This window comes from Bradyrhizobium sp. Cp5.3 (assembly GCF_000426265.1).
Classification (GTDB): Bacteria; Pseudomonadota; Alphaproteobacteria; order Rhizobiales; family Xanthobacteraceae; genus Bradyrhizobium; species Bradyrhizobium neotropicale.
In genome coordinates, this window is record NZ_AUFA01000055.1 from 1 (window position 1) to 9,341 (window position 9,341).

The window sequence follows — 9,341 nt, forward strand, 5'->3', positions numbered from 1 at the left end:
TGTGTTGGCCCAGTCCTGACAAACCAGCGGGATGCTTTGACCCATGTCACTCCCGATTTGTGCGAGCAATTTGCAGAACCGGCGGCCAAGCCGCTGATCCTTAAACTCGCTTCCCACAGCTTCCCGATCAACCCACGCCTCAGTCTCAATGCCGGCCGTCAATCGCTGAGCACGTGCCTCCGCGCGGTCCTTCACCAAGCCCATCAAGCACCCCACGCCTCCGAATCAGGTGCTCAACAATGAATCACAACAGATTCTTCCGATTCAAGATTTCGCCCGCAGCGCGTCGTTCAAATCCGATTCCAAATGTGGGTAATTGAAAGACCTGCGTTACGCTTACCACCACCGCATCGTGTGCGCTTAAGCGCCGACTTGGTATACTCTGCAACGCAAGAATTATCTGGGCGGTCGGCATGAAGGGGTCGCAGCCCATCTCGGGCATCGCACCATGTGTGCCGCGGCCACAAATCTCGATCTCGAACGTGTCGAACGCCGCCATCATCGGCCCGCTGTTGACCGCGAACTGTCCGGCCGGAAGACTCGGCCAGTTGTGCATCGCGTAGACTGCATCGCAGGGAAAGCGATCGAGCAGCCCCTGCTCCAACATGAGCCGGGCGCCGCCCTCGTTCTCCTCGGCAGGTTGGAAGATGAACCGGACCGCACCCGAGAAATTGCGAGAGCGGCTGAGTTGCTTCGCCGCACCGAGTAGCATCGCGGTGTGCCCGTCGTGCCCGCAAGCATGCATGACGCCGGGAACCAGCGACTTGTAGGGCAAGAGGCTTCTTTCCTCGATCTCTAGGGCGTCCATGTCGGCCCTAAGACCAATCCGCCCGCCTTCTCCGCATGAAAGGGTGGCGACCACGCCTGTCCCCGCCAAACCCGCGTCAACCTGCAAGCCCAACCCCAGCAGTAGTTCAGCCACCAGGGCAGAGGTTCGCCTTTCAGCGAACGCGATTTCGGGGTTTGCATGAAGGTCACGTCGCCAGCGATGCATGTCCTCGACGATATCTCGGTCGATGCCATTCATCTCATCACCTCACTGGCCGAAGCATTGGGCAATAAGGGTCGCGCCGATAAATGTGCCGGCGTTCGCCATCAGCGAGGTGACTATGATTGGCCAGCCGAGCCTGCGGAAGGCGGGTATGTCTTTGGCAATGGACAAACCAGCAAACGCTAGCATCGGGGTTGTAAGCGCAAGAAAGTTGATCTTGCCCGTCAAGGCGGCGATGTCCGCTGCATAGGGGACGCCAGGATAGGTCGCGATCATGCCGGCAAGAGATACCCAGCACACCGCGGGAATCCGCGAACCGGTCAATCGATATGCCGCGTATCCAACGGCGAGGATGGCCAGCATAACCGCAAGCCCCGGCAGCGCGTCGAACGGGGCGTTCTTATACGCCAGCCAGTTTCCGACGAGTGCAAACGCTCCAGTAGCTACCCAGGCGACAATACGCTCCGATATTGAAAACTCTCGCTGAGCCCCTTCCATAAGCTCATCTTGATTTGCGTTGCTTTCCACGTCCGGCAACTGGACGCGAGGCTTTAGACCGATCTTGCCAAGTACCGGCTCGAGAACGCTGTAAGCCCAAACCGCGAAAGGTAGCGATATGAAGAGCGTGAAATAGGTGCCAACTGTCGTCGTAATCAAATTGCTCGCGGCTGCAAACGCGGCAACTTCCTTGGCCACCTCGGGCGTCTGTTGTGCGGCAATCGCGGCCGATGCGGCGGCCATCATGCTGCCCGATCCAACACCAGCACCCATTGCCAGGGCATCAGGCCGGAAGACGCCGAGGCCAGCGACGAAGCCGGCAAGCAGCCCGATGAATACCGCACCGACGACGGTGCCCGTGATGTATTCGGCGAGCACGCCGCGACCTTCGGGCGAGTTCATTCCATATTTTTCGCCGATGATCGCAAGGCTCGGCTCGCGCCCAACCGAGAATGTAGCACCGATCGCTTCACGTCTGACACCGAGCAACAGGGCGACTGGCAATCCAAAGACCATCGTGCCGAAGAAGTGGCCCAGTTCCTGGAATAGCAGCGCGTATCCCGACGCAAGAATTTTGGGCAGCGATGCGCCGACAAGAAGGCCGAGTTTGGCTACGAAAAGAAGCAACGCCGACTGCAGAACAGCAGAGGCGTACCACTGCGAACGCGTCTCCATCTTGAGAGCATTTGGAAGATGGCCCCTCGCAAGGCTAATTGCGCAACCTAGGAGGAGCGCCCAAAGCAACGGCAGCAAAATAATCGGCCCCGGTCCCGCCTGAATGGTGAAACTGCCGATCAGTTCTGCGGCGGAAACCACGAGCAAGGCGAGTACAAACACGCGCGCTCTATCGCCAAGATCTACATCCGCGGATCCAAGAACTGTTGCTGAAGCGTTCATCGAAAATAACCCCTCCCTCGGCTGTCCGGCTTTTTTATCCCGCACGGGAACACCCCGCCCCTCACAGCAAAGTGCAGGCGGGCGCGGGTCGGACGATTTCGGTGCCGACATGATTGCGGATGTTGATGTTGCTTGATATGGCCGAAATTGGATTTTATCGTTGCGAATTATGCAACGACATATTGGAGCCAACCATGGCGTCCGACTTTGACCATGAGCGACTGCACTATCTTCGCGAGGCCGTAAGACTCGGCAGCATCCGTGGCGCCGCCGAGCGTCTGAACGTCAACCCATCGACAGTGAGCAGGCAGATTGCGCTCCTTGAGCAAGAGGTATCGTCGACATTGCTGGAGCGCTTCGGCAAGGGTGTTCGGCCGACTGAAGCTGGGCAGCTCCTCGTGGAGTATGCCCGCATTCAAAATTCGGCTCGCGAAGATACCCTTGCAAAGCTCGCCGATTTGAAAACGCTCAAGAGCGGCCACATCGAGCTCGTAACGGGCGAGGGTTACATCGGTGATCTGCTCGGCGGACCGCTGCAGGAATTCTGCCGGCAGTTTCCACACCTCACTCTTTCCCTGGAGATTACGGGAACGGATGGCATCATCCAGTCGATCGTTGAGGGTGAGGCGCAAATCGGAATCGTCTATTTCCCACCGGCAGACCGGCGGCTCCACTCTCACATCATCATCCGACAACCGATCTGCGCAATCGTCCACCCGAAACATCCACTCGCTAAGCTTGGACGAAAACCCGCGTTGTCCGATGTGGTGCGCTATCCGATAGCCGAACTTAGAGGCTCCTTCGGCACCCAGAAGCTGATGGAGATGGCGGCGTCGGCCGAGCGGATCAGTTTCAACCCCATCGTAAGGACCAATTCGTTCCTCGTATTAAAGAGCTTTGTCTGCGCGAACCTGGGTATCGCCTTCATGCCGGCATTTGCCGCCGCTAAAGAGTTAAATGACGGCGAGGTTATTGCTCTCCCGATCGATCATCCTATTCTCGAGGGATCCGAGGCGCACATTATCACGCGTCACGGCCGCCGTCTGCCACCAGCGACACTTCGCCTCCTGCAGCATCTGATCAAGCGCATGAAGGCTTTTGAACCCTACCCAAATCGCAAATCGCGCCTGAGGTCGCGGCGCTGAGTTCGTATGAACTTGCATGATATACCTGTGCACAAGACTCGGGTGCATCGACCGCGATTTACAGGCCTATTCTTAGCTCAACGGGCGCCGCGTACTGTGGCGACAAACTCCTGGACCTGATCTTCGAGCGTCCGGAATTCGTCACCGAGTTCGCGACTGGCCGACAGCAGATCCCGCGTGGCCTGGCTTGCGTCGGTAAAGCTCTCGCTGACGGTTGCGACATTTTCGGCAACCACGTGGGTACCCGACGCAGCTCGCGAGACGCTAACCGAGATCTCGCGTGTCGCTGCACTCTGTTGCTCGATGGCGCCGGCTATTCCGGTTGCGATCTCGCGAGACTGGGCGGCGATAGCTGCGATCGTCCGAATTTCGGCCACGGCCCGCGCCGTGGCTGCCTGGATCGCCTGGATGTTCGCCGAAATCTCATCCGTTGCACGCGCCGTTTGCGTCGCAAGCGACTTCACCTCGGAGGCCACGATCGCGAAACCTTTACCGGCATCGCCCGCCCGCGCCGCCTCGATCGTGGCATTCAGCGCCAAAAGGTCAGTTTGGCTTGCGACGTTGTGTATGAGGCTTATACTGCTGCCGATCTTCTGGACCTGCTCTGACAACTCGGAAATTGTGCCGCTGGCCATCTCGGCCGCGTTCGATGTGTCGACGGTAATCGAGGCACTGTCCTTGACCCTGTTCGAAATCTCACTGATAGAAACCGACAATTCCTCAGCCGCCGCCGCCACCGTCTGGACACTATCGGACGTCGTGTTGGTCGCGAGCCTGATCTTTTGGGTACTGCTTTCGGCGGCCGACATCTTGCCGGCCAAGCCTTCGGCCTGCTGACCCATGTTGCCGCATGATCTGACGACACTCGTGAGCACCGCTGAGACGGTCGTTTCGAACTGACGCGCCATCCGATCGAGCAGTTCGATCCGGTCCTGCTCGGACTGCGCCTTTATCGTCGCCCGCTCGGCATTCAACCGTTCAACCTCGATGGCGTTTCGCTTGAATATTTCGACGGCCTGGGCCATGCGTCCAACTTCATCGAGCCGATCGAGCGCCGGTATCTCGGCATCAAGCTTGCCGGACGACAGGTTCGCCATGGCATGGGTCAGCGCCTCGATCGGTCGGGTTGCATTTTTGAGGAACCAAAACAGCAGTCCGCACACCACGATCAAACCAAAGAGGCCGGCCGAAATGATCGCCAGAATATCGTGAGCGATCGCCGCGTCGGCGCGCGCAGTAGACATGCGGAGCTCCAACGCGCCGATCATCTTTTGCTGGCCCTGATCCATCCTGATGACGGGCACTTTCTCGACGATTATCGAACCTGTCGTGACTACGCTGACCCCGTCCGTCGCCAGGACTTTGCCGTGATCGTCGCTGAGTTCACTTCCGACATAATCCGGGTCGGCGGCTAGGGCCGCCAGCGAAGCCCTCGCGAGTTGGGCATCGAGGTTCCAAATCGCGTCAGCGGTCCCACGACCGGCGATATTGGCAACGAGCCTAGTCTTGGAGCTAAGTGCGGAGCGCGCTGTATCGATGTCGTTGACTGCAATGGCGACTACCGCGCCGGCGATCATTACCGTCAGCAACGTCGCGATCGGCAAGAGGACTCGGTACATCAAGCTGCTGCGGACAAAACCGACAACCGAGCGGAAACGCGCCTGAGACACGGTTATTTCTTCCGATGGTGCGGATTTTTCATTTGGCATTTCTGCCGTGCTGAGCAGCATCGCTGCTAACCCCGGACGCGCCTCAACTCGTGTAACGCTGAATGATCCTGGAAAGCGCACCGTCTTTCTCGGCTGCCTCGATCGCATCGTCTGCACGCTCGATCAAGGAAGTTGCATCAGGGTAGGTCTTTCTGATGCCGATGCAGAACGGTGTGGGTGCGCCGATGTCGACTGGTATGCTTCGGATCTTTTCCCCGAGCCCGAGTTGCTTCACGAGATTCTTAGCGACGATGTCCGTCCCCACAAACATATCGACCCGCCCGAGTTCGATCTTCTTGAAGACGCTTTCGAGAGTCGGCGTCCAATCGATCGGCATGCCCTTGAATGTCGTTTCGGCAAAGCCGTTGCCGACATAGTCGCCTTGACGAAATCCCTTGAGCTGCTCGATCGTGTGGATCGCCTCGATTTCCGCCCTTCTCGGATTATCGACTGCATAGAACAGTTCAATCTTGAGGGTGATCGCCGGATGGCGCGTGAAGATCGCATAGTCGAGCCGGGCTTGCGTTGGTAACGTGCAAAATGCATCGGCGCTTCCGTCCTGGACCGACGCCTGGGCTCGCGCCCAGGGCATGCCCTGCATGACTAAGGGCAACTTCATCCGGCGACTCAGAATTTCGTTCATCATGTCGGGGAGGATTCCGACGATCTCATGCGCGTCGTTCTCAAAACTCACCGGCGAGAAGGCGTTGTAATAGACTACCTTGAGATCGGCGGCCTTCGACGGCCTCGCGCCAGCAATCAAAGCAGTCGCAGCAATCGGAATCATTTTACATACGGCACGACGCGATATCACACTCATGCGCGACTCCTGAAATTTGAGAGGACCTCAAGCCGAATCAATGCAGATGACTAGATTCGTCCAAGCAGGCGCAGCGAGACATGGCAGCGTTTGGATTTTATCGTTGCGTCACTCGCAACACAGTCAGAAGCGTCGATGGACTTCGTTCGGATGTGCGGCTGCAGCGGCGGAGAGTTCGCATTAGTTCCGAGTCCGCTTCGTCGTTGCGGGACATTTTTGCGATGATCATTTCGATCCCCCCGCGCTTCTCAACCCATTTTTCCCTCGCAGAAACCGTCCTCCGAACCAACAGTCGAAACCTACGGTCTATGCGGTAAGCAGGGGTACATCGCGGAACTAGCCGCGCGCTTTCACTGAACGATCTTCCTTTCTACGATCGAACAGAGTGGGGTATGAGGGAGAACCGTATTGAGGCGGACGGATGGACCCGGGCTGGCGGCGGCTCGCACGCGCCCCTGCCCCGTGGGTTTGGGCCATCCTCCTAACCCACGGCAAAAAACTACAGCTTTCGCGCAGAACTAGCGCAACATCGCGGAGTGCTTCGGTGATTTCGCGGTAGATTCGAACAATCGGATACAGGGAGAGCTGTAGCGTAGAAATGGCGGAGAGAGTGGGAGTCAAACCCACGATTTTCGATCATTCCACTTCGAACCAATGAGACTGCTCGTAAACACTCGCCCGTCTCCTGCCCTCGGAAATTCCGACCCTGCACATGCGCAACAAGCCTACTCACGTTGGCTGTAAAAAGATTCTTCTTGATCTCCCGGTGCACACGTCGTGCACACACGGCCCTCTAACCGATTGAAAAACTTGAACTCTCAGTCCAATCCATCATGGGCCAATTTGGTCTAGGTCCAGCCAAACAACGACTATTCAAGGAAACTCTGAAATCGACGCTGCACGGAAGCCTTCTTGTGCCCACCGCGATTACTTTTTGACGCAAATGGCGGTTTTGCGCGTCTGCCGCGGCCAGCATTCGCGGAGTAAGACTACCCGAGTCTACCTGGAGAGACGGCGCAAATTATTTCTGACTGCCCTGCGATAAACCACAAGCATGGCGAAGGATAATCTGCCCTGTAGCGTAAACATTTCTTCAAGGCTCCGACGCATCGGCGGGTTCCAGTCGTTCGATGTTTGCCCCGCTTCGGTACCGAACAATTGCTACGGCATTCCCTTTCGACGGCGTCGACAAAACGCCGCCTTTTCGTTGCAACCAATAAGATTCTAGAAAATCGAGCTGTTCTGCTGTGTCCATCGCCCGCGGCTGCCCGATCGCATGGAATTGCCAGCTTCCCCACGACGAAGGACAGAGTTGAAGACTTGAGTTTTCCCACCCGGCAAACCAACTGTCACTTCCCGCATCCTAAGGGAACTGCTCGCAATCCACGTCTCGATCGTCGTCCTGATACTTCACACTCCACCGCAACACCTCGATGGGGTTGAACTTCACGCCGTCCGAAACTCGCACCAGCTGAAAATGGACATGCGAGGACGACATGTTGCACCGGTTATGGCCAGAACACGTTCCATCGTAATCAGCGTTTCCGCTGCACCCGGAATGACCGATCACGTCTCCCTGCGTGACGCTGCGGGGTCCACCGACAAAGCTCGACAAATGCCCGTAGATCAGACGCCAACGCTCGCCGCCATCATCAAAAGTCAGCCATAACCGATTTCCGATCGCATCGCCGTCGTCGGGGCGCTGCTCCAGTTCGCCGTCCACGACTGCGACCAATGGAGTTCCGACGGTCGCATAGATATCCGCACCGCCATGACGCTTTCCTCCAGGGCGCTGTGCGTCAAAGAAGCTCGATTTAGGTTTCCATCTATCCGCGTATGTACCTCTGTACTCTCCGGCAAGACCAATCACGTGCGTGTTGTCCTGACTTGGATACAGTCCGTTGACGAACGGCGAATAAAGAATGCTCGCCAGGAGCGACTTAGGAGTCGTGGCGATTTCCGCGGGATCTACTTCGATCGAATTTTCGGCCATCGTTCATCTCCATTTTCCGGTGTTTCAGACATTTCAAAAAAGCAACTACGCCCGGCCAGGTTGGGCCAGGGCCTTGATCAAGTGGTGGCTCCATCGACTTCGGCATCATGAATTCACTCGCCTTCCGGGTCGGCAATCCCTGTCGCGCACCGGAAGTTAGCGGCATGTGACCAATTTTACAATCTAGGGTTTGACTCATCTGAGATTGTACGGATAGTCTTTACACTTTAGCTGGCTCTCTTTGGTTGTGAGTTTTTTCAGGGGGCGTGATTATGAGTTCGCGATTTGGCGCAATCTTCAGCGGGACATTGGCGCTCGTGCTGCTGGCGCTCTACTGTTCGTCCGCGCTCTATCTGATCTTCAAGGTCTACGCTTGGGGCGCTTGCGCGAGTCCCTCCGGCTACGAGGGCGGCTACATTTACGTCCTGACCACCGTCGGCGGTCTCGTTTCGGCGCTGGTCATTGCGCAGTTGAGCGTGACGAAACCGGGCACGGCACCCACCATCGGCGGCACGGCACCGGAATCTAATCTGGGCATCTACGCCACCAATACTGTCGTCGGATTTTATCTGTTCGCCTGGGTCTTCACGGGCCTCGCTGCGCTGATCGTCGGCGTGATGATCTGTACCGATCCGGCGAACGGCAACAAGACCATCACCGATCTCGGTACCACCTGGCTCGGCTTGGCGGTGACCGCTGCCTACGCTTATTTCGGCATCCAGCCGGGTGGGCGCGGCGGCGAGGATAAGAAAGATGACAAGGGCGATCCGGCAACCCCCCCTGTCGCCGAGCAGCTCAAGAAAGAGATTGCCGACAAGCAGATCACCTTCGACGCCGGCAGGCCGGAGCTCGAGAGCGAGCTGCTGCGGGAAAACCCGGGCATTCGCATCAGCGAAAGACTGCAATCGCTGGTGCTGGAACTGGCAAAAGCGTCGCCGGACCCGATCCTGATACGCGAAATGGTGCGAATGACCGAGATCGGCCCTCACAGCGCGGGAAGAGCCGTCGATATCGGCCGCGACGTCGCAGGCAAGCTGCTTCCGCTGGTCGCGACCGCGGCCAAGGCCGGCGAGTTGCAGATCGACGAGATCATTTTCGACGCTGGCGGCGACAGCGCCGACGCGCGTAACAAGTGGAATTTCAAGGACGGCGTCAAGTTTTCGTACGACGAGACGACGCTGAACAATCACAAGACTCGCATTCACTTTTCGGTCGCTAGCTAGCGCGCCGGAATTCGAACGATTTTTTTACCGATCGGGACGGGCATCGCAGACGACACCGCCCTCCC

The 9,341-nt window shown here is 57.7% G+C and carries 8 protein-coding genes; 2 read left to right on the forward strand and 6 right to left on the reverse strand.

Annotation, left to right across the window (positions count from 1 at the left end):
- The 3 genes from K289_RS46510 to K289_RS0136645 all read right to left on the reverse strand — a co-directional run.
- On the reverse strand, positions 1–204 hold a 204-nt coding region (locus K289_RS46510), incomplete at its 3' end, for a transposase DNA-binding-containing protein (RefSeq protein WP_035687273.1).
- 40 nt (positions 205–244) lie between these two features.
- Entirely contained in the window at positions 245–1,027 is a 783-nt protein-coding gene (locus tag K289_RS46515; protein ID WP_051311209.1) for an amidohydrolase, read from the reverse strand.
- Positions 1,028–1,036: 9 nt separating this feature from the next.
- Positions 1,037–2,386 (reverse strand): DUF3100 domain-containing protein, encoded by a 1,350-nt coding sequence (locus K289_RS0136645; RefSeq protein ID WP_035687275.1) that lies wholly within the window; start codon positions 2,384–2,386, stop codon positions 1,037–1,039.
- 119 nt (positions 2,387–2,505) lie between these two features.
- On the opposite strand from K289_RS0136645, the gene K289_RS0136650 reads away from it, so the two are divergent.
- A complete protein-coding gene (locus K289_RS0136650; protein WP_051311211.1) occupies positions 2,506–3,531 on the forward strand; it encodes a LysR family transcriptional regulator in 1,026 nt (341 codons plus the stop codon).
- A gap of 77 nt (positions 3,532–3,608) precedes the next feature.
- On the opposite strand, the gene K289_RS46520 is transcribed toward K289_RS0136650, so the two are convergent.
- The 3 genes from K289_RS46520 to K289_RS0136665 all read right to left on the reverse strand — a co-directional run bounded on the left by K289_RS46520 (position 3,609) and on the right by K289_RS0136665 (position 8,053).
- On the reverse strand, positions 3,609–5,261 hold the full coding sequence (locus K289_RS46520; RefSeq protein ID WP_198024843.1) for a methyl-accepting chemotaxis protein: 1,653 nt from the start codon (positions 5,259–5,261) through the stop codon (positions 3,609–3,611).
- 22 nt (positions 5,262–5,283) lie between these two features.
- Positions 5,284–6,060, reverse strand: coding sequence for an ABC transporter substrate-binding protein (locus tag K289_RS0136660; protein ID WP_084788871.1), 777 nt, complete (start codon positions 6,058–6,060; stop codon positions 5,284–5,286).
- Positions 6,061–7,423: 1,363 nt separating this feature from the next.
- Positions 7,424–8,053, reverse strand: a complete 630-nt coding sequence (locus K289_RS0136665; protein WP_027555968.1) for a M23 family metallopeptidase — start codon at positions 8,051–8,053, stop codon at positions 7,424–7,426.
- A 272-nt stretch (positions 8,054–8,325) separates the two neighbouring features.
- On the opposite strand from K289_RS0136665, the gene K289_RS0136670 reads away from it, so the two are divergent.
- A complete protein-coding gene (locus tag K289_RS0136670; protein WP_156918381.1) occupies positions 8,326–9,276 on the forward strand; it encodes a hypothetical protein in 951 nt (316 codons plus the stop codon).
- Positions 9,277–9,341: the final 65 nt, after the last annotated feature.

Bases quoted from the DNA above. Each gene is read 5' to 3' on its own strand.
- K289_RS46515 (WP_051311209.1), bottom strand. From the start codon at position 1,027: ATGAATGGCATCGACCGAGATATCGTCGAGGACATGCATCGCTGGCGA.
- K289_RS0136645 (WP_035687275.1), bottom strand. From the start codon at position 2,386: ATGAACGCTTCAGCAACAGTTCTTGGATCCGCGGATGTAGATCTTGGC.
- K289_RS0136650 (WP_051311211.1), top strand. From the start codon at position 2,506: ATGTTGATGTTGCTTGATATGGCCGAAATTGGATTTTATCGTTGCGAA.
- K289_RS46520 (WP_198024843.1), bottom strand. From the start codon at position 5,261: ATGCTGCTCAGCACGGCAGAAATGCCAAATGAAAAATCCGCACCATCG.
- K289_RS0136660 (WP_084788871.1), bottom strand. From the start codon at position 6,060: ATGAGTGTGATATCGCGTCGTGCCGTATGTAAAATGATTCCGATTGCT.
- K289_RS0136665 (WP_027555968.1), bottom strand. From the start codon at position 8,053: ATGGCCGAAAATTCGATCGAAGTAGATCCCGCGGAAATCGCCACGACT.
- K289_RS0136670 (WP_156918381.1), top strand. From the start codon at position 8,326: ATGAGTTCGCGATTTGGCGCAATCTTCAGCGGGACATTGGCGCTCGTG.